Genomic DNA, 24,591 nt, shown 5'->3' with positions numbered 1-24,591 from the left:
GACAGGTGTAGACACCTCTGCCACATGCCTTCAAGCCCGCGCCCTCTCGGCCTCAACCCGGTCCCTGCCCGCCTGCTTGGCCACATACACCGCCGAGTCGGCGCGCAGCAGCAACCCATCGACGCCTTCATCGCCCCGCCAGCTGGCCACACCAAAGCTGGCGGTGACAACGCCCACCGGATCCATCGGCGCGGTGCGCAACGACTGCCACAAATCCGTTGCCAGGCTGTAGGCCTGTTCGGCATCGGTGGTAGGGCACAGCACCATGAACTCCTCCCCGCCCAGACGGCAGAACACGTCGGTGCGGCGTAGACGCTGGCTGATGCGCGCGCATAACTCCTGCAGCACTGCGTCACCCACCGCATGGCCGTGCTTATCGTTGATGCGTTTGAAGTGATCGATATCCAGCATGATCACCGACAGTGCCCCGTGGGTTCGATTGAGCCTGGCGATTTCGGCGCGCAAGCGATCCTGGAAGTAGCGCCGGTTGTGAATACCGGTCAGCGAGTCGGTGATGGACAAGGCCCGCAACTCCTCCTCCACTCGTTTGAGATCGGAAATATCCGACACATACCCGTGCCACAGCGTACCGCCGCCAGGTAACTCTTCCGGGGTGGCCTCGCCGCGAATCCAGCGCAGGCCGCGTTGAGGCAGCAACACCCGGTACTCCTCGCGCCAATGGCTCAACTGCAGGGCCGACAAGCGCACCGAGGCGCGCACCCGCTCCACATCCAGCGGATGGATGCGCTCGAATACGCGCTTGGCATCCTGCTGCAACAACCCGGTTTCGATTTCGTAGATATCGCGCATCCCGTCGCTGGCATAGATGAAGCGCCAATTGTCCTGAGGCTCCAGGGTGAACTGGAAGATGCCGCCGGGCACATGGGCACTGAGTTTTTTCAGCAGGCGATCCCGTGCAGCCAGCGCTTCGTAGGCGCGCTTCTGTTCGGTAACGTCCAGGTAGATCGCCAGGTGCCCCACCCACAAGCCATGGTCATCGAGCAGCACAGTGCCGAGCATATTCACGTTCAACGGGCTGCCGTCCTCGCGGATCAGAGTCCACTCGCGGGCTTCGTGCAGGCTGTCGGGGCTTTCGACCAGCATGGCCTGGCTCGCGGGGATGCGCTTGCCCAAGGCCACGCCCAACTTGGCGGAACGCATTTCCAGCTCCGTCGCCAGGTGCAGGCTCTCCAGGGTCAGCTTGCCCACCACCTGATCGGCGGTAAAACCGAGCATCTTTTCAGCGCCGGCGTTGAAGGTATTGATGACACCGCGCAGGTCGGTGGCAATGATCGCGACCTGGGTGGCCGCGTTCAGCACACTGCGCAATTGGCCGTGTGCGCCGCGCAGCTCCTGCTCGCGCAGACGCAACTGCACAGTGCGCTGCTCCACCAGCTTCAAGGCACGCTGGCGTTGGCTCACGAGCACGTAGAGCAAGGCGCTGAGCAACAGGCTGAGCAAGCCGCCCATGATCAGGATGGCGCTCAACGAGGAATGGTTGGCCAGTTCGAACACTTTGCTCGGGCGCAGGGTCAGGGCATAGACATGATCGCCCAGGGTCAGACGACGAGCCCCGACGAGAGGGCTGTCGGCCACGACATTGTTCGATTCATACAGGACGCGTTGTTGCACATCGGATGTATCCACAATCTGCATGACGAGGTTGTCGCGTGGCGACTTGGGCAAGCCGTCGGCCACCAACTGGCGCATGCTGATCACCGCCATCACATAGCCGTAGGGTGGGTCGTTGCCCGCCTGGTTGCTTACCGGCGCTACCAGCAAAACCCCGGCGGCATACGCCGGCTCCACCCCCACCAGTTGCATGGGCTGCGACACCGCCAGCCTGCCACTTTTTTGCGCGCGCTCAAGGGTCGCGCGCCGCAGCGGCTGGGCGAGCAGATCAAAACCCAGCGGTGAACCCAACAGGCTCTGGGTCTGGCTGTAGAGCACCGGCACGTATTCATCGCGTTGCGGCGCCGGGGCCAACTCGCCCGCCGTGTTCAATTCACGGATAACAAAGTCCACACCGCGATCGCGGGATACCTGGCGTTCGAACTCGCTGCGCTGCTCGCGAAACACCCGCGGCGCCCAGGCGTAAGCGCGGGCGCGCAGCAGCAAGGGCTGGGTGAACCCGTCGAATTCTTCGCGGGACACTTGCTGTGAATTGAGAAAGAAACGCCGCAGGCTGTTAAGGCGCTGTTCCTGATCCTCGAAGCGCTCCTGCAGGCGGGTATAGCGTTCGTTGACCAGCAATTGAAAGCGTTGGCGCACCTGCTGCTGATACAGGTCGTGAGTGGCCCAGGCGACGATACCCGTCAAGGTGCAACCGGCCAACAGCACCACCAATGCCACCAGCCAAGCCGACGCCTGCTCACTGATAAAGCCTAGGATTTTCGGGCGAACGGCTTGCAACGGCATAGGCAACACTCACAACGCCAGCGTGCGGGGGGTGTCACTTTGGCTAGGCCTTAAGTTATAGCTATCGGCCCATGGTTTGACCAGCGCAAAAAAGCCGCAAGCCCGGAATATCCTGGCTTGCGGCTTTTTTGTGCAACCGTCAGCGGGCGGTGATTTTCCAGGCCCGGTGGATCTTGGCATTGCGCGCAAAATCCGGGTCGATGGTCTTGTCGCTGATTTCCTCGACCGCGTAGCGTTCGCTGAGGTTGTCTTCCAGCTGGAACTTGCGGAAGTTGTTGGAGAAGTACAACACGCCGCCCGGCGCCAGACGGGCCATGGCCAGGTCCAGCAACTGCACGTGGTCGCGCTGCACGTCGAAGATGCCTTCCATGCGCTTGGAGTTGGAGAAGGTCGGCGGGTCGATGAAGATCAGGTCGAATTCATCGCGACTGGCTTCCAGCCACGCCATCACATCGCCCTGCTCCAGGCGGTTCTTGTCGGAGAAACCGTTGAGGGAGAAATTGCGGCGCGCCCAGTCCAGATAAGTCTTGGACAGGTCGACACTGGTGGTGCTGCGCGCACCGCCCTTGGCGGCGTGCACACTGGCGGTGGCGGTGTAGCAATACAGGTTGAGGAAGCGCTTGCCGGCCGCTTCCTTCTGAATCCGCATGCGCATCGGGCGGTGGTCGAGAAACAGGCCGGTGTCCAGGTAATCGGTGAGGTTGACCAGCAGCTTTACGCCACCTTCGCTGACCTCGGTGAACTTGCCCTGGGCGCTCTGGCGCTCGTACTGCTTAGTGCCGCTCTGACGCTCGCGACGCTTGACCACCACCCGGCTCTTATCGATGTTCAGTGCCTGGGGAATGGCCGCCAGGGCATCGAACATGCGCGCGGAGGCTTTTTCCGGGTCGATGGACTTCGGCGCGGCATACTCCTGCACGTGCACCCAATCGTGGTACAGGTCGATGGCCATGGAGTATTCCGGCATGTCGGCGTCGTACACACGGTAGCAATCCACGCCTTCGCGCTTGGCCCACTTGCCCAGCAACTTAAGGTTCTTTTGCAGGCGATTGGCGAACATCTGCCCGCCTTCGCTCAAGCGCGCCTGCTCGACCACGGGGGCCGGGGCCGGCTTGATCGGGTTGCCGTTCTTGTTGTACTGGCGCTCTTGCGGTTCGGTCGGCGCCTGGTCGTACGCGGCTTGCTCGCGTTCGGCCTGGCGCTGCTCCGGGGTGCGGCGCTCGCCGGTGACGAACTGGTCGGGGTTGACCTTGATCAGCAGCAACTTGCACGGCAAGGCGCCGTTCCAGAATGAGTACTGTTTGTGGCTGCGGATACCCATGCGCTTGCCCAGGTCCGGTGCTCCGGTGAACACCGCCGCCTCCCAACCCATGCACGCCTGGCGCAGGCGCTCACCGAGGTTCTGGTAGAGGTACAACAGGCTGGCTTCGTCACCCAGGCGCTCGCCATAAGGCGGGTTGCAGATCACCAGGCCTTTCTGGTTCTGGTCCGGGCGCGGTTCGAAGGTGCCGACTTCGCCCTGGTACACCTTGATCCAGTGGCTCAGGCCGGCGCGTTCGATATTGTTGCGCGCGGGCTGGATCAGCCGCGGGTCGGCTTCGTAACCTCGTATCCACAGCGGCGTTTTGTTCATGCCGATCGCGGCGCGCTCGGTGGCCTCGGCGTGCAGTTTTTTCCACAACGCCGGAACGTGGCCGAGCCAGGTGGTAAAGCCCCACAGTTCACGGTTGAGGTTGGGCGCCATGTCGGCGGCAATCATCGCGCCTTCCACCAGGAAGGTCCCCACGCCGCACATCGGGTCGGTCAGCGCGCCGCCTTCGGCAGCGATGCGTGGCCAGCCGGCCCGGATCAGGATGGCGGCGGCCAGGTTTTCCTTCAGCGGCGCCGCGCCCTGCTGCAGGCGATAACCGCGCTGGTGCAGACTGTGGCCGGAGAGGTCGAGGGACAGGATCGCTTCCCCACGGTCCAGGCGCAGATGGATGCGCAGGTCCGGGTTGATCTTGTCGATGGACGGGCGTTCGCCGGTTGGGGTGCGCAGTTTATCGACAATCGCATCCTTGACCTTCAGCGCGCCGAAATGGGTGTTGTCGATGCCCGAGCCGTGACCGCTGAATTCCACCGCGAGGGTGCCATCGGAAACCATGTGATCGGCCCACTCGATATCCAGCACGCCGTGGTACAGGTCTTCGGCATCCTTCATGGGGAAGCGCTTGAGCACCAGCAGCACGCGGTTGGCCAGGCGCGACCAGAGGCATAGGCGGTAGGCGGTTTCCATGTCGGCCATGCCGCGCACGGCCGAGGTGTGCTCGCGGGCTTCCTCAAGGCCAAGCCCGACGGCTTCCTCGATCAGCAGGCCTTCGAGGCCCTTGGGGCAAGTGAGGAAGAGTTCAAAACGGTCCGACATGGGGCATTCCAGGCTTTTCAGCAATAAATGAACGGGCGACGCATCGCCGGCTCGGTTTTCAATCAAGCACGTTTCTTGAAGAGTGCTCGCGTGGCACGAATGTGCCGTCCCACCCCGTCTGCCAGGCCTTGGGCCTTTATCGACGGGGCAGATAAAGATGTGCAGCAACAAAAAGAAATATTCCGACCCTTCGTCGAATAATAACCGACTGCAACAGACGGTCATTCTTACTTAAGGATTAAACCTTTCCTCTATGCGGGGTGCATCATAGCTGGCTTTGCCAGACAAATGGGGCGTAAAGCCATCCCAGCTTATGGCTATAGCATCGTTATCGTTACGTGCTTATGACAAAACGATCATTGAATCCATGTGACCTATTGGTTAGAACTCAACACAGGTTGGCGCCGTAACGACGCCGACACATCGGCTCGCCACGCCGGCAGCGAGCCCACCAACGGCAGAAAAACTCTGCCCGGCCTCAGACGAGGCCGAAGGATATCAAGACAGTCAACAAGTGAGGGAAACACCCTATGAGAAGACTTAAGCGTGATCCGTTGGAAAGAGCGTTTTTACGCGGATATCAATATGGCGTTCATGGCAAATCCCGTGAGCTTTGCCCATTTACTCTACCGTCGGTACGCCAAGCCTGGATCAACGGCTGGCGAGAAGGACGCGGCGACAACTGGGACGGTATGACTGGCACTGCGGGAATCCACAGACTCAACGAACTTCACGCCGTCGGCTAATCAGGGCACTTAATTCCGACACATCACCTTTGAAGCAGTAACGACTTACCATGCACGCCCCATCCGGGCGGCGGGCTTCGGCCCAGGGGGCTCCTTGAAGGAGCCCTTTTTTATGGGCGGCTCTCAGGCCTTCTTCGGCAGCGCGGCGATCGCATCCACGGACTCGCGAATCAAGGCCGGGCCTTTGTAGATAAAGCCGGAGTACAGCTGCACAAGGCTCGCGCCCGCGGCGATCTTCTCGGCGGCGTGCCGGCCTTCGGTGATGCCGCCCACGGCGATGATCGGCAAGCGCCCGGCCAGCTCCGCCGCCAGTACCTTGACGATATGAGTGCTCTTGTCCCGCACCGGCGCGCCCGACAGGCCACCGGCCTCATCACCGTGGGCCAGGCCTTCGACGCCGACCCGGCTGAGCGTGGTGTTGGTGGCGATCACCGCGTCCATTCCGGAATCCATCAGGGCCTGGGCCACCAGCACGGTTTCTTCGTCGCTCATGTCCGGTGCGATCTTGATCGCCAGCGGCACCCGCTTGCCGTGACGCACAGCCAGGTCTTCCTGACGCTGGCGCAGGGCTTCGAGCAATTGCTTGAGGGAGTCACCGAACTGCAGGCTACGCAGGCCCGGCGTGTTCGGCGAGCTGACATTGACGGTGACATAGCTGGCGTGGGCGTAGACCTTGTCCAGGCAGATCAGGTAGTCATCGACCGCACGCTCGACCGGCGTGTCGAAATTCTTGCCGATATTGATACCGAGAATGCCGTTGTACCTGGCGGCCTGAACCCGGGCCAGCAGGTGATCGACGCCCAGGTTGTTGAAGCCCATGCGATTGATGATCGCCTCGGCTTCCGGCAGGCGGAAGATGCGGGGCTTGGGGTTGCCCGGCTGCGGTCGCGGCGTCACCGTGCCGATCTCGACAAAGCCGAAGCCGAGCTGGGCGAAGCCATCGATGGCCGCGCCGTTCTTGTCCAGGCCGGCAGCCAGTCCTACCGGATTGGGAAAGTCCAGCCCCATCACCGAGACCGGCATTTTCGCCGCAGCCTTGCAGACCAGGCCATTGAGTCCCAGGCGGCCACCGGCACCGATCAGGTCGAGAGACAGATCGTGGGAAGTTTCCGGGGAAAGTTTGAACAACAGCTGGCGGGCCAGGTTATACATGGGCGGGCTAGACTCGGATGGCGGCGAAAGGTGGCGGCGATTATAGCCGGGGTGACGGTGCGCAGGCGAGGCGTGCCGCGCCAAACGACATCAACGCTGCATGACCAGGGCCTCATACCGTGCCCAGATTTTTTCCGCATAGCGCCTGCGCAACGCATCACGTTCCGGCCCCGCACCCGGCCCCACGTTATAGGAACCCACCGCCGTCCAGTTGTAGCCGAAACGCTGGATAAACTCGGCAAGGATCGACGCCCCAACCTCTACCGACAAGCACGGCTCGCTCAACAACCGCTGCTCGGTAATCCCCAGCGCGAGCAGGCGCGGCAAATGGCTGCTGTTGATTTGCATCAGGCCGATATCCCAAGTGCCGTTGCCATTGGCGCGGTTGATCGCCCCCGCTTGATAACCCGACTCGACGGCCGCGATGGCCTGCAGCAACTCCGGCTCGATATCGTAACGGCTGGCGACCTCTTCCCAGCAATACGCCTGCGCTTGACGACTGCCGAATAACAGCCCCAACAACAATACCGTGGCCCAGCACCTACCCATGGTTGACCCGACCGCAGGCCGAACACACCTGCTCCTTATGCCCCTGACCGCCGCGCTGGACCCTCACCGGACACGTAAAGCGGTAACCGCGGCCATAGATCGTCTTGATAAACCCTTTATCGACACCCAAATGCTTGCGCAACGAATAGATGCAGCGCGTCAGCGATTCCTCGGCCACTTCGCCCTTGGGCCAGGCCAGCTCCAACAGGCGATCCTTGGTCATCAACACACCACCGGAAGCCAGCAGCAGCCGCAGGACATGCCCCTCCTTGGGCGGTAACTGAACATCACCGCCCTCTCCGCTCAAGCGCCCATCGGCGTGCAGCGTCCAACACGCAAAGACCAGGGAAACCGTCGCCAACTCATCATTCACGACGACCATATCTACCTCGGCATCCGACAACTGACATTGAAGTCCTTATTCCTTGACTGGCGTTTGCGCCTCTACAGCGACTATAAAAACCCGTCCGGCAACTCACGTTAGGAAAAAGCGCATAGATACAGCGTTTTCCGGAACAGCCCTGTAAGGCGTTTCTTCAGCGAAACCCACCAGGCGCCCACTCCTGATACACCTCGTGCAGTTCAACCCCAAGGCGGTCTTCCAACTGCACCAGTTCACCCAACGCCAGCAACTGGCCGTTCACCCGAACCTCGACGCAGTGAATGACCGCGGGCGCCAACGGCAATACCTTGCCCGGCGCAAAGGCGGCCAGGCGCCTGCGGCTGATCAACTGTTCCTGCAGAAGAATTTCCAGATGCATGACTGAACGCCTTATTTCACGGGAACACATCGCGACCCGGCCGCACAAACGCACGTTGCACGCGCTCATACTGCGCCGCGGTCAATGGCGGCGGCCCACCTGCGGCGGCCGCCCCTCTTTCCTCGCCTGCGACGGCGCGCGCCTGAATCACAAACAGGCGCACCTCACCCGAGGGCGCCGAGGCCCGTCCGCGATCTCGCTCACGCGAGTCACGCGGGAACGCCGCCAACCACAGACGCTTGCCGTGGGGCACACGAACCACGCTGCTGACCCCGATCCGCGCAACCGCGTCCGGTTTGCTGCCGCGCCGCTGGTCGTTGATCGGTCGAGCGTCCTCGACCTCCAGCAGCATCTCGATCTCATTGGCCTGGGCGAAGCGCGGCAGCACACTGACCTGGGTCGCATAACGCACCGGCTTCCATCCGGCGGCATCGTCGGCGAGGGGCGGCAAATGGAACGTGCGGTTGTCGTTGAACACTGCCGGCACATTTTCCTGCGTGAGGATCACCGGCAGCGCCACCACCTTGGCGCTCCGACGGCGCTCCAGCACGGCAAGCCGTGCCATCAAGCGGTTATCCTCCAGGGGTTCCATCACAGCGCTGGTCGAGGCCTCGCTGTTGTCGGCCCAGGCCGGCCGTAATGTGCTCAATGCGTCGCGGCCCACATCGACCAGCCACAGCGAGACCTCGATGGCTCGCTTGGGCGTGTCCAGCTCCGTCACCAGTTGCTCGATGAACCGTACCTGCGCAGGGTTGCCTTTGATCAGCAGACTGTTGGTGTCCGCATAGGCGATCACCACGAGCGCCTTGTCGGCAAGCACGCCCTTGCGCTCACCCGCCAGCAGGGTCTCGATCGTCGACGCGATCCCCGCTACCCGAAGCGTGCGTTCACCCATCGTGTATTCACGGTCCGCGACATGGGTGTTGAGTACCTGGACGACGCCAAAAGCCTGGTTACCCACGCGTAGATCCGCGCGCTGACGGTCCATCAGTTGCGCCAGGCGCAGCACCTGGTCCACGTAGTTGGGCGGGCCGGACACATAAAATGTCCGCCCCCCGCTGGCACGCAAGGGGTAGCGCGTTTCATCCAGCCCCGAGCGGCGCATGAGGCTGCGGAACCTGTCGATTGAAAGATGCCGCAATGCCACCGCCGAGCTTTTCGCTTCAGTAGCGTCATAGACATGGATCGCCTGCCCGTCGCCGTACCAGATCAGGCCCTGCTGCTGCGCCAGCCTCTCCAGGCTCTGCTGCGGCGCTGCCAAATCAAGCACACCACTCAAGCGCTTACGTGCCACCTCGCGGCTCACGACAATCGGCAGGCCCATGGGCACCGACAAGGCAGTGAACACGGTATGCAGGCTCTCATCCAGTGCCTGGTAGCTTTCGCCCCAGGCCATGCCATGGCCCAGCCACAGGACGGCACACAACAGCCAGCGGCATAGCGGGGTTTGGAGGAAGGCAGCGGGCACGGTAGGGGCTCCCGGGAGCTGGCGAAAGAAGCGGCCATACTGAGAGGCCACCTCTTTTCAATCTTGATGAAAAGTTGACGGCCGAGTCCCTTTCCCACCCGTGGCATGTGCCTTGCTAAGGGACTCAGTATCAAAGCGCGCGCCAATGGCGGAGCGGGCTTACGGACAAAGGCGTCGTTACCCGCAATGGCCGGCATCGCCATCTGAGGGAACGGCGCTTTTTTTTGAAAGAAAAGGTAGGTGTGGATGAACGATTCGGTGGGCAACCGCCCGATAAGCGACGCGCTGGCGTGGGTCAGCGGCAGCGACGCTCCGGAAAAGAGCAGCCTCGACCTGGGGTTCATGGCCCTGAGCGATTGCGCCTCGCTGGTAGTAGCGGCGACCCAGGGTTTTGCACAACCCTACGGCTTGACCCTTAACCTCAAGCGCCAGTCATCCTGGGCCAACCTGCGGGACAAGCTGGTCAGCGGCGAATTGGATGCCGCCCATAGCCTGTATGGCTTGATCTACGCCGTGCACCTGGGCATCGGCGGCGTGGCGCCCACCGACATGGCGGTGCTGATGGGCCTGAACCAGAACGGCCAGAGCATCAACCTGTCGCGCGGCCTGCAGCAACAAGGGGTGGTCACTCCTGAGGCGCTGGAGCGCCATGTGCACCAAAGCCGCACAAAACTGACCTTCGCTCAGACATTTCCCACCGGCACCCATGCCATGTGGTTGTACTACTGGCTGGCGAGCCAGGGCATTCATCCATTACAGGACGTCGAAAGCGTGGTAGTGCCGCCACCGCAGATGGTTGCGCATCTGCAAGCGGGACGCATCGATGGCTTTTGCGTGGGCGAGCCCTGGGCTGCCAGCGCCGTCGCCCAGGATCAAGGCTTCACGCTGGCCACCAGCCAGGCGATCTGGCCGGATCACCCTGAAAAGGTACTGGGCTGCACCCAAGCCTTCGTCGACCATTACCCCAATACAGCGCGCGTCTTGGTGATGGCCATTCTGGAAGCCAGCCGCTTTATCGAACAGAATCGCGAAAACCGACGCTCTACCGCGCAGCTGCTCAGCGGCGGCGATTACCTCGACGCGCCCCTCGACTGCATCGAGCCGCGTCTGCTGGGGACCTACGACGATGGCCTGGGCAACCACTGGCAGGACCCCCACGGTCTGCGCTTTTTTGCCGAGGGCAGGGTCAATCTGCCCTACCTCTGCGACGGCATGTGGTTCATGACCCAATTTCGCCGCTGGGGGCTGCTGCGCGAAGACCCGGACTACCTGGGCGTAGCGCGCCAGGTCCAGCAACTGGCGCTCTATCGCCAGGCAGCCGCGGCACTGGGCATTACCGCCGGGGATCGGGACATGCGCAGCAGCCAGTTGATCGACGGCAAGGTCTGGGACGGTTCGGACCCGGCGGGTTACGCGCGCAGCTTCCGCCTGCACGCCCTGGTCGGCGACGCCAACCGCCAAGCCTTGCGCTGACAGGAGAAAGGCCATGCTGCGAATCCTGTTGATCAACGACACCCCGCGCAAGGTCGGGCGCCTGCGCACCGCGCTGATCGAGGCCGGATTCGAGGTGATCGACGAGTCGGGCCTGATCATCGACCTGCCGGCGCGCGTCGAAACAGTGCGCCCGGACGTGATCCTGATCGATACCGAGTCGCCGGGGCGTGATGTGATGGAGCAAGTGGTGCTGGTGAGTCGCGATCAACCGCGCCCCATTGTGATGTTTACCGACGAACACGACCCGACGGTGATGCGCCAGGCCATCAAGTCCGGCGTCAGCGCCTATATCGTCGAGGGCATCCAGGCCCAGCGTCTGCAACCGATCCTCGACGTGGCCATGGCCCGCTTCGAAAGCGACCAGGCCTTGCGCGCCCAGTTGCAGGCACGCGACCAGCAACTGGCCGAGCGCAAGCGCATCGAGCTGGCCAAGGGCATGCTGATGAAAATGAAAGGCTGCAATGAAGAAGAGGCCTACACCCTGATGCGCCGCCAGGCCATGAGCCGCCAGCAGAAACTGATCCAGGTGGCGGAGCAGATCATCGCCATGAGCGAGCTGTTGGGCTGATCTGGCTCAGCTTTTGCTAATCAAGCATTACAGGTAACCAACGGCGGTTGCCCCTCCACGACAAAGACGTCGCACATCCGGTTTGCCCTCGCGAACCCGGTGGCGGCGTTTTTTCGTTTTGGCCCCCTGCATGGGGCCGGTGGGGCGGCCGTTGCGGCTGTTCCATCACCCGGCCTTCTTACAACACTCCCAACCGTTGAGGTGCGTGATGAAATCAAGCTTCTGGAAATCCGGGCACACCCCGACCCTGTTTGCCGCGTTCCTGTATTTCGACCTGAGCTTTATGGTCTGGTATCTGCTGGGACCGCTGGCGGTGCAGATCGCCGCCGACTTGCAGTTGACCACCCAGCAGCGCGGCCTGATGGTCGCGACGCCGATCCTGGCCGGCGCGGTACTGCGTTTTCTGATGGGGATGCTGGCCGACAGGCTGTCGCCCAAAACCGCCGGGATGATCGGCCAGGTGATCGTGATTGTCGCGCTGTTCGGTGCCTGGAAGCTGGGGATACACAGTTACGAACAGGCCCTGGTGCTGGGGCTGTTTCTTGGCATGGCCGGCGCGTCCTTCGCCGTGGCACTGCCCCTGGCGTCCCAGTGGTACCCCGCCGAGCACCAGGGCAAGGCCATGGGGATTGCCGGAGCCGGTAACTCGGGCACGGTGTTCGCCGCGCTGCTGGCGCCGGTTCTCGCCGCAGCGTTTGGCTGGAGCAACGTCTTTGGCTTCGCATTAATCCCGCTGATCGTGACGCTCGTGGTCTTCGCCTGGCTGGCGCGCAATGCCCCTGAACGCCCGAAAGCCAAATCCATGGCTGACTATTTCAAGGCCCTGGGCGACCGTGACAGCTGGTGGTTCATGTTCTTCTACAGCGTGACGTTCGGCGGTTTTATCGGCCTGGCCAGCGCCCTGCCCGGCTACTTCAACGACCAATACCGCCTCAGCCCGGTAACCGCCGGCTATTACACTGCCGCGTGCGTGTTCGGTGGCAGCCTGATGCGTCCGCTGGGCGGCGCCCTTGCCGACCGGTTCGGCGGCATCCGCACCCTGCTGGGCATGTATAGCGTCGCGGCCATCTGCATCGCCGCAGTGGGCTTCAACCTGCCCAGTTCCTACGCGGCGCTGGCGCTTTTCGTCTGCACCATGCTCGGTCTCGGTGCGGGCAACGGGGCCGTATTCCAGTTGGTTCCGCAGCGCTTTCGCCGGGAAATCGGCGTAATGACCGGCCTGATCGGCATGGCCGGCGGCATCGGTGGCTTCGCTTTGGCGGCCGGCATGGGCGCAATCAAGCAAAGCACCGGCAGCTATCAACTGGCTCTGTGGCTGTTTGCCAGCCTGGCCGTTCTGGCGTGGTTCGGGCTGCATGGGGTCAAGCGTCGCTGGAGAACCACCTGGGGTTCTGCAGCCGTGACGGCAGCGCGCGTCTGATGAGCCTGCGACTGAGCGTCGCCCAAGCCAGCGCCATCGGTCCACGCATGGAAAACCAGGATGCGCTGCGGGTGGTCACGCCCGCGGCGGAACTGGCGGCCAGCAAAGGCTACCTGTGCGCGATGGCCGACGGCGTCAGCCAATGCGCCGATGGCGGATTGGCCGCGCGCTCGACCCTGCAGGCCCTGGCGATTGACTACTACGCCACGCCGCAAACCTGGAGCGTGGCCCAGTCGCTGGAGCGGCTGCTGCTGGCGCAGAATCGCTGGTTGCAGGCTAACGGCGGTGGCCAGCCGCTGCTGACCACCCTCAGCGCCCTGGTGTTTCGCGGTCAACGCTTCACCCTGGCGCATGTCGGCGACTGTCGGGCTTATCGCTGGCTGGATGGCGTGTTGCAGCGCATCAGCGAAGATCACGTATGGGAACAGCCAGGCATGCAACACGTGCTCAAGCGTGCGCTGGGCCTGGACCAGCACCTGGTGGTGGATTTTCTCGATGGCCAGTTGCGCGAGGGTGAATGTTTTCTGCTGCTCAGCGACGGCGTATGGGCAACGCTGGGCGATCACAGTATCCAGGCGATCCTGCGTGAACAGGCCGACCTGGACCTGGCGGTGACCACCCTGGTCAACGCGGCCCATCTGGGCGGCAGCCAGGACAACGCCAGCGCTGTGCTGGTCCGCGTGGATGCACTCGGTGCGGCCACCCTGGGCGACGCACTGGTGCAGTTGCAGCAATGGCCGCTGCCGCCGCTATTAAAAATCGGCCAACACTTTGAAGGCTGGCAGGTGGATGCCGTACTGGCGCAAAGCCGACAATCCTTGCTCTACCGGGTACGCGATACCCAGCAGCAACCGTGGCTGCTGAAAACCCTGCCCTTGAACCGCGAGGACGACAGCGACGCCGCCCAGGCGTTGCTGGCCGAGGAGTGGTTTCTGCGCCGGGTGGCCGGGCGCGCGTTCCCGCAGGTGCATGCCGCTGGTAGTCGGCAGCATCTGTATTACGTCATGCGCGAATATCCCGGGCGAACCCTTGCGGCCCTGTTCCAGCAGCAAGGGCCCCTGCCTCTGGCGCAATGGCAATCGATTGCCGAGCGCTTGCTGCGGGCGGTGGGCCTGCTGCACCGCAGGCAGATCCTGCACCGCGATATCAAGCCGGAGAACCTGTTGCTGGGGGACGACGGTGAGTTGCGCGTGCTGGATTTCGGCCTGGCCTACTGCCCGGGCCTGTCGGAGGACCATGCTCATGCGTTGCCGGGTACACCGAGCTTTATCGCACCCGAGGCTTTCAACGGCGAGAGTCCTACCGCCCAGCAAGATTTATACGGCGTTGGCGTCACCTTGTACTACCTGCTGACCGGGCACTATCCCTACGGCGAAATCGAAGCTTTCCAGCGCCCCAGATTCACTCAGCCCATCAGCGCCAGCCGCTATCGTCCTGACCTGCCGGAGTGGCTGGCGTTGAGCCTGGAACGGGCCGTGGCCGCGCAGCCGGCGCAACGCTATGAAACCGCCGAAGAATGGCTGCTGGCATTAGAGCAGGCTGACCGGCGGGAGTTGAGTATTCGTCCCAGACCTTTGCTGGAGCGCGAACCGCTGAAGGTATGGCGTAGCGTGGCGCTGCTATCGGTGCTGGTTAATCTGGTGCTTCTGTATGCACTCTTTCACAGCTGACCATCTCTGAGGGCAACTCTATGAACGCAAAAGTCTGGCTGGTGGGCGCAGGCCCCGGTGATCCGGAGCTGTTGACCCTCAAGGCGGTCCGAGCCCTGCATGCCGCCGATGTGGTGTTGATCGATGACCTGGTCAACCCGGCAGTGCTGGAACATTGCGCCATGGCGCGCGTCATCACAGTGGGCAAACGCGGCGGCTGCCGCTCCACGCCACAGGATTTTATCCATCGTCTCATGTTGCGCTATGCGCGCCAGGGCAAATGCGTGGTGCGCCTCAAGGGCGGTGATCCGTGCATTTTCGGGCGGGGCGGCGAAGAGGCGCTATGGTTGCGCGAGCGAGGCGTTGAGGTGGAGTTGGTCAACGGGATTACCGCGGGCCTGGCAGGCGCGACGAATTGCTCGATTGCGCTGACGCTGCGCGGTGTAAGCCGTGGCGTAACGCTGGTCACTGCGCACACCCAGGACGACAGTCGTCTGAACTGGCGGGCACTGGCCGAAGGCGGCACCACCCTGGTCGTGTACATGGGCGTGGCCAAACTGGAAGAGATCCGCCAGCAACTGCTCGACGGCGGGATGGCAGCCGACATGCCGGTGGCGATGATCGAAAATGCCTCGCTGCCCCAACAGCGCGAGTGTCGCAGCACGTTGTCACACCTGTACGAGGATGCCCAGGCATTCGCGCTGAAAAGCCCAGCGATCCTGGTAATCGGCCGCGTTGCCGCCGGCGACCAGGCCGCGTCTGTCGCGACCGTCGCCAGTGCCTGAGATTAAATGGCAGGCGAAAAAAAACCCGGCCTGAGCCGGGTTTTTTCTACAACTCAGTATTACTGAGCGGTAGCTTCAACCGACGCTTCTACGCGACGGTTAACAGCACGACCAGCTTCAGTTGCGTTGTCAGCAACTGGGCGGGATTCGCCGTAACCTACAGCAGTTACACGGCTAGGAGCCACGCCGTCTTTAACCAGGACTTGCTTAACAGCGTCAGCACGACGCTGGGACAGCTTCTGGTTGTAAGCGTCTGGACCTACGGAGTCAGTGTGACCAGCTACTTCTACGTTAGTAGATGGGTACTGAGCCATGAAGTCGGCCAGGTTTTTCACGTCGCCGTAGCTGTTAGGCTTAACAACGGCCTTGTCGAAGTCGAACTTCACGTCCAGCTCAACACGAACAACCTGAGCAACTGGAGCTTCTGGCTCTGGAGTTGGCTCTGGAGCTGGTGCTGGGGTAGGAGCTGGAGCAGCTGCGCCAGCGTTACCGCCGAAGTTTACGCCCAGGCCGACCAGTGCGGAGTAGTCCCACTTGCCGTTGTCCAGACCGTAGTCAGCTTCAACACCGGCACGAGCGTACAGGTTGTTGGTGAAGTAGTACTTAACGCCGGTACCGACAGTGGCGAAAGTGGTCTGATCGCGACCGCTGTGACCGTCAGCCTGTACGTTGGTACGGCTCTGGTGACCGAAACCGCCTTCTACGTATGGACGCAGGGAGTCGACGCCAGCTTGACCGAAGTGATACTGGGCAACCAGGCTGCCGGTATCGCCTTTGATTTTCTGGCTACCAGTACCGTCGTTCGAACGGGTGTGGTTGGTCTTGTCGTAGGACAGGTTCAAGGACAGGTCGTCGGTCAGGAAGTAACCGATGCGAGCGCCAGGATTGAAGCCGTCTTCGATGTGCTTGACGCTATCGTTGTACTGCTTCTTGTAGAACAGCTCGCCTTCAACTGCGCCTTGGCCTTGTGCCAGAACGCCGAAAGAAGTAGCGGCAATAAGAGAACCAATGGCCAAGCCCAAGGTGTTTTTCAGTTTCATCCGTTAAATCCCCATCTGGTGATTGTAAAGCAGTCCCACAAACCGGGGGACAACTCGGCGACAAGTCTAACAGAACTTGCCTACACGTAAGAGATATTTGCTACGCACTAAGTTTCAGTCTCGCCCGCAAATTTCTCACGTAATTTATCAAGAGCACGCTTGTAACGCATTTTTGTAGCACTCAAACCCATGTGCATGATGTCGGCGATTTCCTGGAACTCCAGCTCTGCGACAAATCGTAGCACCAGAATTTCCCGGTCAATCGGGTTCACATGCACCAGCCAGCGATCGAGTCCGCCCTTCTCCTCGGGTGCCGGCGCCTTTTCTTCAGACGCCTCCTCAAGGGGGTCCAGACTCAAAGCGTCCATCAAGCGACGCTTTCGCCGTTCCTTCCGATACTGCGTGATGCACTCGTTGTACGTGATGCTGTACAGCCAGGTCTTGAACTTCGATTTGCCCTCGAAGTTCTTGAGGCCGTAAAGCACCTTGAGCATCACTTCCTGACAGACATCGTCCGCATCTCTATCGTTCCCCAAATACCTTGAACAAACGTTGAACAGAGTGCGTTGATATCTGCGCATTAATTCTTCGTACGCGCGTGTTACGTGAAACAGCTCCGTATGCGAGCGCGCGACCAGCTCCTCATCAGAGAGCTCACGGGGGTCATAGCGCGTAGACAGCGTTTGGGCTTTATTCAAAACAAGTCGTGCCGACAGTCAGGTCAATGTCCGCTGCGGCCCGGTCACCCGGGTTCGCGGCGGCGTACATTAGCAGGGTTTGCCGGTTTAGCGGCTACTGACCTGCTGCTCGAGAAGAATCCGGTTCGACAACGACACCAGGTCACCGTCGTCGGTCAGCACTGTCGTCTTGACGGTACCGATCTCCTCGATTTGCCCTTCGACCTCGCCCACACGCACCTGTTGCCCTACCTGGTACAACTCGCGCACGTAGATTCCCGCAAGAATCTGGCCGGCAATTTCCCGGCTTCCTAACCCCATGGCCAGCGCAACGGCCAGACCAACGGTAATCAAAACAATCACAATCACGTGGTTAAGCAGGTCGGTTTTGACCTCCAACTGGCTGATCGCGACCGAAATACTGATGATGATCACCAGCCCCTGAGCAATTCGCCCGAGGCCGGCGGCATAGTCCAACCCCACGCCTTCGGCGGCGCCGCGCACCAGCCCATTGGCCAGTTGCGCCAGCAATACGCCTACCAGCAACACCAGCGCGCCGCCGAAAACCTTCGGCAAATACAGCGCAAGCATGTCGAGCGTAGCTGAAACTCGCTCAAGTCCAAGGGACTGGGCCGCAGAAACCAGAAAAATCAACAGAACGAACCAGTAGACGATCTTGCCCACCAGCGTAGAAATCGGCACTTGCAGCCCGGCGCGCCCCAGCAGCTTGGTCAGGCCGGTGCCGGCCATCAAACGGTCCAGGCCCAGCTTTGCCAGCAGTTTGGACAACAGGGTGTCCAGCAGCTTGGCCACCACAAAGCCCAGCAGTACCAGGACCAGCGCCCCAAACAGGTTGGGAATGAAATTCGCCACCTTGGTCCACAATGCGGTCATCGCAGTAACCAGGCTCTGAGTCCAGAGATCAAGTTCCATAGTTTCAGTCAGCCTTATCAGCAGTGCGAGCAAGAGGTTTACGCCGGGAAACCGGTGACACATGGGCCGAACCGTTGTTCAGCGCCATCATCAATGCCGGCAGCCAACGACCCAACAACCCGAACAGATCCCCCGCCCCTACCTGACGGTTGGCGGTTTTCAGCACGCGACCCAGGCACGCATCGTCGTCGCGGTTGGACGGCGAAGCATTGAGCATGTCACGCAAAGACTGTTCGAACGGATCGTGCATAAAGACCTCTCGCAAGTGATTTAAAAGACGAGGGTAAATTTCATCGGGTCACATAAGACCCTTCCTACGTTCAGCTCATATTCAGCTCAAACCCAGCGCAATCGTCGAAACAGCCACCATTGCCCGAGTGCCACAGTGACCATCAGCAGGCACGCAATCATGAATCCGTAGGGGCTGGCCGAGAACGGGATACCCCCAACATTTATGCCCAGCAGGCCGGTCAGGAAACTCATCGGCAGGAAGATCCCGGTGATGATCCCGAAGCGGTACATGGTGCGGTTCATGCGCACGCTCAAGCGCCGGTCTTCGGCCTCCAGCACAAGCCCCACGCGCTCCCGGGTCAATTCGAGCTCTTCCAGGTAGCGGGTCAGGCTGTTGTTCAATTCGTTCCAGTAGTCGGCATCGTCGTCACAAAACCAGGGCAATTTAATCCGCGTGAGCTGGGCAAAAATATCTCGCTGCGGGGCGAGAAAACGCTTGAGCCCGGCTGCGCGCCGACGGATCTGCAAAATGCTGCCGTGCTCCGGAGTATACCGTTCGTCGGTATCGAGTTTTTCTTCTTCGGTATCGACGATTTCAGACAAATCCGTGACCAGGTCCTGCACTTTATTGGTCAGGTACTGCGCCATATAAAGTATGAGTTCGGACGCAGTGCGCGGCCCCTTGCCATCCGACAACTGCACCAGCAGCTCATCGGTAGCGCGCAGCGGGCGCAGACGCAGGGAAATCACGCGGTTGGCGGCGGCGAAAATACGCACCGAAACCATGTCCTCCGGCTCGGCGCCCGGGTTGAGGTTGACCCCACGCAGAAACAGCAGCAACTGCGAATCCGGCAGCGGCAACAAGCGCGGCCGGGTGTTCTCTTCCAGCAGCAGGTCACAGGCGAATTCACTCAAGCCACTGGATTTACGCAACCAGGTCTGGGTTTGCGGATGACTGCGATCCCAATGCAGCCACAGGCTTTCCTGAGGCTGCAGTTGCAGGTCATCAAGCTCAGTCCGGGCAATCGAACGCGCACCGCCTTTACCGTCCAGCACCAGGGCATGCACCAGCCCCCATTGCGCGTTTTCTTCCTCGAACATCCTCACCCCAGTCGGCTATTGCAGTTTATTCAGGCATTTTCAGCGGGCTGGGCGACACGATCACGCCGTTATTGTCGGCATAGATGTATTCGCCCGGGCGGAAGGTCACGCCGGCAAAGGTGACCACGACATTCAGATCGCCAATGCCGCGCTTGTCCGTTTTCATCGGGTGACTGGCCAAAGCCTGCACGCCAAGATCGGTCTGGGCGATGACGTCGACATCGCGGATGCAACCGTAGATCACCATCCCTTCCCAGCCATTTTTCGCGGCTTTCTCGGCAATCATGTCACCAAGCAGCGCGCGGCGCAGCGAACCACCACCGTCGACCACCAGCACCTTGCCGGCGCCCGGCTGGTCGGCCTGTTCCTTGACCAGCGAGTTATCTTCGAAGCACTTGATGGTGACAATCTCGCCACCAAAGGAATCTCGGCCGCCGAAATTGCTGAACATAGGCTCGACCACCTGCACCAATTCGGGGTAGGCGTCGCACAGGTCGGGGGTCACGTAATGGTTCATCGAAAAATTCCTTTCTGCCAAAGAAGTGTCTTTCAAGGAAGTACCGGGCGAAACGGGTGAGAAACATCCCACTGGTATCGCTGCAACGCAATAGCCTCTACGCGACTGAATATGACCAGAAGCGTTTGGCGCGTCATATCTTAGCCGCAACCTCACAGGAGCGAAACGCCCTTGGCAGAGCGCTGCGTCAAACCGCCGCGAGGGCCTGCGCCGGCACACCGAACAACGGTGTGATGGGGTCTTTCAACCACTGTTCCACCAAAGGCCAGACCTCGACCTGGGCAGCCTTGCTCACCAGCATCTCGACATGCCCGAAATCATCGGTAAATCCGTGCCTGCGCCCCAGGCACAGGTACTGGCGATGCTCAGTGCCGACCTGCTCGAACAACTTGCGGCAGGCCCAGTCCGGGTCTTGATGGTCACCCGCCGCACTCACCGCCAACAACGGCACGTCGACGTCCGCCAAGCCCTTCCACCAATCACGCTCGGCATCGCCGAAACGCCCGAACAACCCGTGCCAGCGCATGGTTTCAATCAATACCCCCACCGGCTCATCTTCAGGCCCGCGTTTGAAACGCGCACCGGACACCTCGGCCATTCGCTTGAGAATAAAGCGCCCGCCCCACTCCACCGGGGGAATTTTCAACGGCCAGTAGTTGCGACTGACCTGACAGCCAAATAACGCGACCGAAGCCACCGCCGGGGCGCCTAAATACTGGCCCCCCAGCGCCGCCGCCAGGGTCGTGCCGCCCAGGGAGTGTCCGATCCAGTGCGGGATCTGCGCGCTTTGCTCACGCACGAACGCACCGATGGCTGGCAAGTCGTACCGCGCATAATCTGCCACCCGGTTGCACGCATAGGCCTGATTGCGCTTAGACAAACCATGGCCGCGCATTTCCGGAATCCACACGTCAAAGCCTCGCCGCGCCAGATAGGCGCCCAGGCCTATGCCTTTGGGCGAATACCAGAAGCGTCGATTGGAAAAACTGCCGTGCAACAAAATTACCGGGGTGCCCCGGTTTTCCGGGACATCGGCCAGGCCCAGACGGGTCACGGCCAACTCGACGGTGCCGTCGGGGCTATTGCCGGGTTTGAGGCGATACACATCTTCACTCAGGTCGCCACGACGCTCAGCGCTGATCAGGGCGACAGGAAACAGATTGCTGCTGCTTTGCATAATGCTCTTGCACAAAAAAGGGCGGCGTCCACACGGATTCCCGCCCTGTACAGATAAGAATGCCGGTCAACCTTCACGGTTGACCGGCACTTTTGACGGATCGCCCTCAGGCGGACGCTTGGCCTTCCGCCAGGAAGAACCAGGTTTCCAGCACCGAATCGGGGTTCAGCGAAACGCTTTCGATACCTTGCTCCATCAGCCATTTGGCCAGGTCAGGGTGGTCCGAAGGGCCCTGGCCGCAGATGCCGATATACTTGCCGGCCTTATTGCAGGCCTGGATGGCATTGGCCAGCAACTTCTTGACCGCCGGGTTACGCTCGTCGAACAAGTGCGCGATGATCCCGGAGTCACGATCCAGGCCCAGGGTCAGCTGGGTCAGGTCGTTGGAGCCAATGGAGAAACCATCGAAGAACTCCAGGAACTCTTCGGCCAGGATCGCATTGGATGGCAGCTCGCACATCATGATCACGCGCAGCCCGTTTTCACCACGGGACAGACCGTTTTCGGCCAGCAGATCCACCACCTGGCTCGCTTCACCCAGGGTGCGGACGAACGGCACCATGATCTCGACGTTGGTCAGGCCCATCTCATTGCGCACGCGCTTGAGGGCACGGCATTCGAGCTCGAAGCAATCACGGAACGCTTCGCTGATGTAGCGCGAGGCACCCCGGAAGCCCAGCATCGGGTTTTCTTCTTCCGGCTCGTAGAGCTTGCCGCCGATCAGGTTGGCGTATTCGTTGGACTTGAAGTCCGACAGACGCACGATGACTTTTTTCGGGTAGAACGCCGCCGCCAGGGTGCTGATGCCTTCCACCAGCTTCTCAACGTAGAAACCAACCGGGTCGTTGTAGCCGGCGATGCGCTTGTCGACGCTTTCCTTGATATCCAGCGGCAGGCCGTCGTAGTTCAGCAGCGCCTTGGGGTGCACGCCGATCATGCGGTTGATGATGAACTCCAGGCGAGCCAGGCCTACACCGGCGTTCGGCAATTGCGCGAAGTCAAAGGCGCGGTCCGGGTTGCCGACGTTCATCATGATCTTGAACGGCAGGTCCGGCATGGCGTCGATGGAGTTCTGCTTGATATCGAAGCCCAGTTCGCCTTCGAAGATGAAACCGGTGTCGCCTTCGGCACAGGAAACGGTCACGCCCTGGCCGTCCTTAAGCAGTTGCGTGGCATTACCGCACCCTACCACCGCAGGAATCCCCAGCTCACGGGCAATGATCGCCGCGTGGCAGGTACGCCCGCCACGGTTGGTGACAATGGCACTGGCGCGTTTCATCACCGGTTCCCAGTCCGGGTCGGTCATGTCGGAAACCAGTACGTCGCCTGGCTGAACCTTGTCCATCTCGGACACGTCCTTGATGATCCGCACCTTGCCCGCACCGATGCGCTGCCCGATGGCGCGACCTTCCACCAGCACGGTGCCGGTTTCCTTGAGCAGGTAACGCTCCATGACGTTGGCGGAGGTACGGCTCTTCACGGTTTCCGGGCGCGCCTGCACGATATACAGCTTGCCGTCGTCACCGTCCTTGGCCCACTCGATGTCCATCGGGCACTTGTAGTGCTTCTCGATGATCATCGCTTGTTTGGCCAGTTCGCTGACTTCAGCGTCGGTCAGGCAGAAACGCGCGCGCTCGGCCTTGTCGACTTCAACGGTTTTTACCGAGCGACCGGCCTTGGCCTCGTCGCCGTAAATCATCTTGATGGCCTTGCTGCCCAGGTTGCGACGCAGGATAGCCGGGCGACCCGCTTCGAGGGTGCCTTTGTGTACGTAGAATTCGTCGGGGTTGACCGCGCCTTGTACGACGGTTTCGCCCAGGCCGTAGGCGCCGGTGATAAACACCACGTCACGGAAGCCGGATTCGGTATCGAGGGTGAACATCACGCCGGCGGTGCCGGTTTCCGAACGCACCATGCGCTGTACGCCGGCAGACAGGGCCACCAGTTTGTGGTCGAAACCCTGGTGCACGCGGTAGGAAATCGCGCGATCGTTGAACAGCGAGGCAAACACTTCCTTGGCCGCGCGGATCACGTTTTCCACGCCGCGAATATTCAGGAAGGTTTCCTGCTGGCCGGCGAAGGAAGCGTCGGGCAGGTCTTCGGCGGTGGCCGACGAGCGCACGGCAACGGCCATGTCCGGGTTGCCCGCCGACAAGGTGGCAAACGCCGCGCGGATTTCTTCGTTGAGCTTTTCGGGGAACTCGGCTTCCATGATCCACTGGCGGATCTGGGCACCGGTCCTGGCCAGGGCATTGACGTCGTCGACGTCCAGGGCATCCAGCGCGGCGTGGATCTGAGCATTGAGGCCGCTCAGTTCGAGGAAATCGCGGTAAGCCTGGGCCGTGGTGGCGAAACCACCCGGCACCGAGACACCAGCGCCTGCAAGATTACTGATCATCTCGCCGAGGGATGCGTTCTTGCCCCCCACATGCTCTACATCATGGACGCCGAGCTTATCGAGGGAAACTACGTACTCTACCAAGGTGATCTCTCCACTAACTGTGTTGGAAAAGCTCAGGACGCCGACTGCTCGTAGGAGCGTTCGCCAGCGTTTGTGGCCTGGACCTGGAAAATAAGTGAGAATGCGGCCCTCTGTGGGACGGCAAAATCGCGCCTATCATATCCAAGATTCGTCATCAGCTTAAGGCCCAGGGCTCAAATGAAACGATCTGCTTTCTTTATCTCCGACGGCACCGGCATCACAGCCGAAACCCTGGGCCAAAGCCTGCTCGCGCAGTTCGAAAACATTACCTTCGCCAAATTCACGCGACCCTATATCGACAGCGTGGATAAAGCGCGGGCCATGGTACAACAAATCAATCTGGCGGCTGAAAAAGACGGTTTTCGGCCGATCATTTTCGACACCATCGTCAATCAGGACATTCGTGAGATCCTCGCCACTTCGAATGGTTTCATGATCGACATCTTCTCCACGTTCCTGGCGCCACTGGAACAGGAGTTGAGCGAACATTCCTCTTATTCGGTAGGAAAGTCCCATTCCATTGGGCATAACTCCAATTACATGGAGCGCATCGAAGCGGTGAACTTCGCCCTCGACAACGACGACGGCGCCCGCACCCATTACTACGACAAGGCCGACCTGATTCTGGTGGGGGTGTCCCGCTGCGGCAAAACGCCGACCTGTTTATATATGGCCATGCAATTCGGTATCCGTGCGGCCAATTACCCGCTGACCGAAGACGATATGGAGCACCTCACCCTGCCCATGGCCCTGCGCGCCCATTCGCACAAACTGTTCGGCCTGACCATCGACCCGGACCGCCTTACCGCGATCCGTAACGAGCGCAAGCCCAACAGCCGCTACTCCAGCTACGCCCAATGCGAATTTGAAGTGCGCGAAGTGGAAAACCTGTTCCGCCGCGAGAATATTGCGCACATCAATTCCACGCATTTTTCGGTGGAAGAGATTTCGGCCAAGATTCTGGTGGAGAAAGGTGTGGAACGAAGGTTTAAGTAAGGCAAACTCAAGCTGCAAGCTGC

22 protein-coding genes are annotated in these 24,591 nt (G+C 61.0%); 7 read left to right on the top strand and 15 right to left on the bottom strand.

Features of this window, described 5'->3' with window-relative positions; translation table 11 throughout:
• Nucleotides 1–30: 30 nt before the first annotated feature.
• Both OSC50_RS06065 and rlmKL read right to left on the bottom strand, forming a co-directional pair.
• Entirely contained in the window at nt 31–2,418 is a 2,388-nt protein-coding gene (locus tag OSC50_RS06065; protein ID WP_266246333.1) for a sensor domain-containing diguanylate cyclase, read from the bottom strand.
• A 139-nt stretch (nt 2,419–2,557) separates the two neighbouring features.
• A complete protein-coding gene (rlmKL, locus tag OSC50_RS06060; RefSeq protein ID WP_181076127.1) occupies nt 2,558–4,822 on the bottom strand; it encodes a bifunctional 23S rRNA (guanine(2069)-N(7))-methyltransferase RlmK/23S rRNA (guanine(2445)-N(2))-methyltransferase RlmL in 2,265 nt (754 codons plus the stop codon).
• A gap of 530 nt (nt 4,823–5,352) precedes the next feature.
• Between rlmKL and rmf the strand changes: the two genes are divergently transcribed.
• Nucleotides 5,353–5,568: a ribosome modulation factor gene (rmf, locus tag OSC50_RS06055; protein WP_002553055.1), complete on the top strand. Its 216-nt coding sequence runs from the start codon at nt 5,353–5,355 to the stop codon at nt 5,566–5,568.
• A gap of 123 nt (nt 5,569–5,691) precedes the next feature.
• On the opposite strand, the gene OSC50_RS06050 is transcribed toward rmf, so the two are convergent.
• The 5 genes from OSC50_RS06050 to sctC form a co-directional block, all read right to left on the bottom strand.
• Nucleotides 5,692–6,720: a quinone-dependent dihydroorotate dehydrogenase gene (locus OSC50_RS06050; RefSeq protein ID WP_253508908.1), complete on the bottom strand. Its 1,029-nt coding sequence runs from the start codon at nt 6,718–6,720 to the stop codon at nt 5,692–5,694.
• Between the two features lie 90 nt (nt 6,721–6,810).
• Nucleotides 6,811–7,269, bottom strand: coding sequence for a transglycosylase SLT domain-containing protein (locus tag OSC50_RS06045; protein WP_181076131.1), 459 nt, complete (start codon nt 7,267–7,269; stop codon nt 6,811–6,813).
• Entirely contained in the window at nt 7,262–7,651 is a 390-nt protein-coding gene (locus tag OSC50_RS06040) for a winged helix-turn-helix domain-containing protein (protein ID WP_253508910.1), read from the bottom strand. The genes OSC50_RS06045 and OSC50_RS06040 overlap by 8 nt, the downstream gene beginning before the upstream one ends.
• Nucleotides 7,652–7,805: 154 nt before the next feature.
• Nucleotides 7,806–8,060, bottom strand: a complete 255-nt coding sequence (locus tag OSC50_RS06035; protein ID WP_266246334.1) for a FliM/FliN family flagellar motor switch protein — start codon at nt 8,058–8,060, stop codon at nt 7,806–7,808.
• Nucleotides 8,047–9,498, bottom strand: a complete 1,452-nt coding sequence (gene sctC, locus OSC50_RS06030) for a type III secretion system outer membrane ring subunit SctC (protein ID WP_434085141.1) — start codon at nt 9,496–9,498, stop codon at nt 8,047–8,049. Before sctC ends, OSC50_RS06035 begins: the two co-directional genes overlap by 14 nt.
• A gap of 246 nt (nt 9,499–9,744) precedes the next feature.
• On the opposite strand from sctC, the gene OSC50_RS06025 reads away from it, so the two are divergent.
• The 5 genes from OSC50_RS06025 (at nt 9,745) to cobA (ending at nt 15,414) form a co-directional block, all read left to right on the top strand.
• Nucleotides 9,745–10,971, top strand: a complete 1,227-nt coding sequence (locus OSC50_RS06025) for a CmpA/NrtA family ABC transporter substrate-binding protein (RefSeq protein ID WP_266246335.1) — start codon at nt 9,745–9,747, stop codon at nt 10,969–10,971.
• Nucleotides 10,972–10,984: 13 nt separating this feature from the next.
• Nucleotides 10,985–11,560 carry an ANTAR domain-containing response regulator gene (locus OSC50_RS06020; RefSeq protein ID WP_181076139.1) on the top strand — a complete coding sequence of 192 codons (576 nt, stop codon included), beginning with the start codon at nt 10,985–10,987 and terminating at the stop codon, nt 11,558–11,560.
• Nucleotides 11,561–11,768: 208 nt separating this feature from the next.
• A complete protein-coding gene (locus OSC50_RS06015; RefSeq protein ID WP_181076141.1) occupies nt 11,769–12,980 on the top strand; it encodes a nitrate/nitrite transporter in 1,212 nt (403 codons plus the stop codon).
• On the top strand, nt 12,980–14,650 hold the full coding sequence (locus OSC50_RS06010; RefSeq protein ID WP_266246336.1) for a bifunctional protein-serine/threonine kinase/phosphatase: 1,671 nt from the start codon (nt 12,980–12,982) through the stop codon (nt 14,648–14,650). Before OSC50_RS06015 ends, OSC50_RS06010 begins: the two co-directional genes overlap by 1 nt.
• A 20-nt stretch (nt 14,651–14,670) precedes the next feature.
• Nucleotides 14,671–15,414 (top strand): uroporphyrinogen-III C-methyltransferase, encoded by a 744-nt coding sequence (gene cobA, locus OSC50_RS06005; RefSeq protein WP_253508920.1) that lies wholly within the window; start codon nt 14,671–14,673, stop codon nt 15,412–15,414.
• A 59-nt stretch (nt 15,415–15,473) separates the two neighbouring features.
• Here the strand turns inward: cobA and OSC50_RS06000 are convergent, their stop codons facing one another.
• The 8 genes from OSC50_RS06000 to ppsA form a co-directional block, all read right to left on the bottom strand.
• Nucleotides 15,474–16,454, bottom strand: a complete 981-nt coding sequence (locus OSC50_RS06000) for an OmpA family protein (RefSeq protein WP_181076146.1) — start codon at nt 16,452–16,454, stop codon at nt 15,474–15,476.
• A gap of 107 nt (nt 16,455–16,561) precedes the next feature.
• Nucleotides 16,562–17,152: an RNA polymerase sigma factor SigX gene (gene sigX / locus OSC50_RS05995; protein ID WP_003193286.1), complete on the bottom strand. Its 591-nt coding sequence runs from the start codon at nt 17,150–17,152 to the stop codon at nt 16,562–16,564.
• Between the two features lie 87 nt (nt 17,153–17,239).
• Nucleotides 17,240–18,064 carry a mechanosensitive ion channel family protein gene (locus OSC50_RS05990; RefSeq protein ID WP_181076148.1) on the bottom strand — a complete coding sequence of 275 codons (825 nt, stop codon included), beginning with the start codon at nt 18,062–18,064 and terminating at the stop codon, nt 17,240–17,242.
• A gap of 4 nt (nt 18,065–18,068) precedes the next feature.
• Nucleotides 18,069–18,314, bottom strand: coding sequence for a hypothetical protein (locus tag OSC50_RS05985; protein ID WP_005790375.1), 246 nt, complete (start codon nt 18,312–18,314; stop codon nt 18,069–18,071).
• 86 nt (nt 18,315–18,400) lie between these two features.
• Nucleotides 18,401–19,396 carry a zinc transporter ZntB gene (locus OSC50_RS05980; protein ID WP_181076150.1) on the bottom strand — a complete coding sequence of 332 codons (996 nt, stop codon included), beginning with the start codon at nt 19,394–19,396 and terminating at the stop codon, nt 18,401–18,403.
• A gap of 25 nt (nt 19,397–19,421) precedes the next feature.
• Complete coding sequence (gene rraA / locus OSC50_RS05975) at nt 19,422–19,913, bottom strand: ribonuclease E activity regulator RraA (protein ID WP_181076152.1); 492 nt, start codon at nt 19,911–19,913, stop codon at nt 19,422–19,424.
• Between the two features lie 187 nt (nt 19,914–20,100).
• Nucleotides 20,101–21,090 carry an alpha/beta fold hydrolase gene (locus tag OSC50_RS05970; RefSeq protein WP_181076154.1) on the bottom strand — a complete coding sequence of 330 codons (990 nt, stop codon included), beginning with the start codon at nt 21,088–21,090 and terminating at the stop codon, nt 20,101–20,103.
• Between the two features lie 106 nt (nt 21,091–21,196).
• Nucleotides 21,197–23,572, bottom strand: coding sequence for a phosphoenolpyruvate synthase (gene ppsA, locus OSC50_RS05965; protein ID WP_181076156.1), 2,376 nt, complete (start codon nt 23,570–23,572; stop codon nt 21,197–21,199).
• A 177-nt stretch (nt 23,573–23,749) separates the two neighbouring features.
• Here ppsA and ppsR point away from each other — a divergent pair, with 177 nt between their 5' ends.
• Complete coding sequence (gene ppsR, locus OSC50_RS05960; RefSeq protein ID WP_266246337.1) at nt 23,750–24,568, top strand: posphoenolpyruvate synthetase regulatory kinase/phosphorylase PpsR; 819 nt, start codon at nt 23,750–23,752, stop codon at nt 24,566–24,568.
• Nucleotides 24,569–24,591: the final 23 nt, after the last annotated feature.

Origin of the sequence: Pseudomonas quebecensis, from assembly GCF_026410085.1 — a bacterium.
GTDB classification, from domain to species: domain Bacteria; phylum Pseudomonadota; class Gammaproteobacteria; order Pseudomonadales; family Pseudomonadaceae; genus Aquipseudomonas; species Aquipseudomonas quebecensis.
Note: the sequence above shows the minus strand (reverse complement) of the source record. Positions and strands in the feature narration are given on the sequence as shown.

Coding starts and splice junctions, on each gene's coding strand:
- OSC50_RS06025 (WP_266246335.1), top strand. CDS start 9,745: ATGAACGATTCGGTGGGCAACCGCCCGATAAGCGACGCGCTGGCGTGG.
- OSC50_RS06065 (WP_266246333.1), bottom strand. CDS start 2,418: ATGCCGTTGCAAGCCGTTCGCCCGAAAATCCTAGGCTTTATCAGTGAG.
- OSC50_RS06020 (WP_181076139.1), top strand. CDS start 10,985: ATGCTGCGAATCCTGTTGATCAACGACACCCCGCGCAAGGTCGGGCGC.
- OSC50_RS05990 (WP_181076148.1), bottom strand. CDS start 18,064: ATGGAACTTGATCTCTGGACTCAGAGCCTGGTTACTGCGATGACCGCA.
- OSC50_RS06010 (WP_266246336.1), top strand. CDS start 12,980: ATGAGCCTGCGACTGAGCGTCGCCCAAGCCAGCGCCATCGGTCCACGC.
- rmf (WP_002553055.1), top strand. CDS start 5,353: ATGAGAAGACTTAAGCGTGATCCGTTGGAAAGAGCGTTTTTACGCGGA.
- OSC50_RS05980 (WP_181076150.1), bottom strand. CDS start 19,396: ATGTTCGAGGAAGAAAACGCGCAATGGGGGCTGGTGCATGCCCTGGTG.
- OSC50_RS05970 (WP_181076154.1), bottom strand. CDS start 21,090: ATGCAAAGCAGCAGCAATCTGTTTCCTGTCGCCCTGATCAGCGCTGAG.
- OSC50_RS06040 (WP_253508910.1), bottom strand. CDS start 7,651: ATGGTCGTCGTGAATGATGAGTTGGCGACGGTTTCCCTGGTCTTTGCG.
- OSC50_RS06050 (WP_253508908.1), bottom strand. CDS start 6,720: ATGTATAACCTGGCCCGCCAGCTGTTGTTCAAACTTTCCCCGGAAACT.
- OSC50_RS06035 (WP_266246334.1), bottom strand. CDS start 8,060: ATGTGTTCCCGTGAAATAAGGCGTTCAGTCATGCATCTGGAAATTCTT.
- OSC50_RS06045 (WP_181076131.1), bottom strand. CDS start 7,269: ATGGGTAGGTGCTGGGCCACGGTATTGTTGTTGGGGCTGTTATTCGGC.
- cobA (WP_253508920.1), top strand. CDS start 14,671: ATGAACGCAAAAGTCTGGCTGGTGGGCGCAGGCCCCGGTGATCCGGAG.
- OSC50_RS06015 (WP_181076141.1), top strand. CDS start 11,769: ATGAAATCAAGCTTCTGGAAATCCGGGCACACCCCGACCCTGTTTGCC.
- rraA (WP_181076152.1), bottom strand. CDS start 19,913: ATGAACCATTACGTGACCCCCGACCTGTGCGACGCCTACCCCGAATTG.
- rlmKL (WP_181076127.1), bottom strand. CDS start 4,822: ATGTCGGACCGTTTTGAACTCTTCCTCACTTGCCCCAAGGGCCTCGAA.
- OSC50_RS05985 (WP_005790375.1), bottom strand. CDS start 18,314: ATGCACGATCCGTTCGAACAGTCTTTGCGTGACATGCTCAATGCTTCG.
- ppsR (WP_266246337.1), top strand. CDS start 23,750: ATGAAACGATCTGCTTTCTTTATCTCCGACGGCACCGGCATCACAGCC.
- OSC50_RS06000 (WP_181076146.1), bottom strand. CDS start 16,454: ATGAAACTGAAAAACACCTTGGGCTTGGCCATTGGTTCTCTTATTGCC.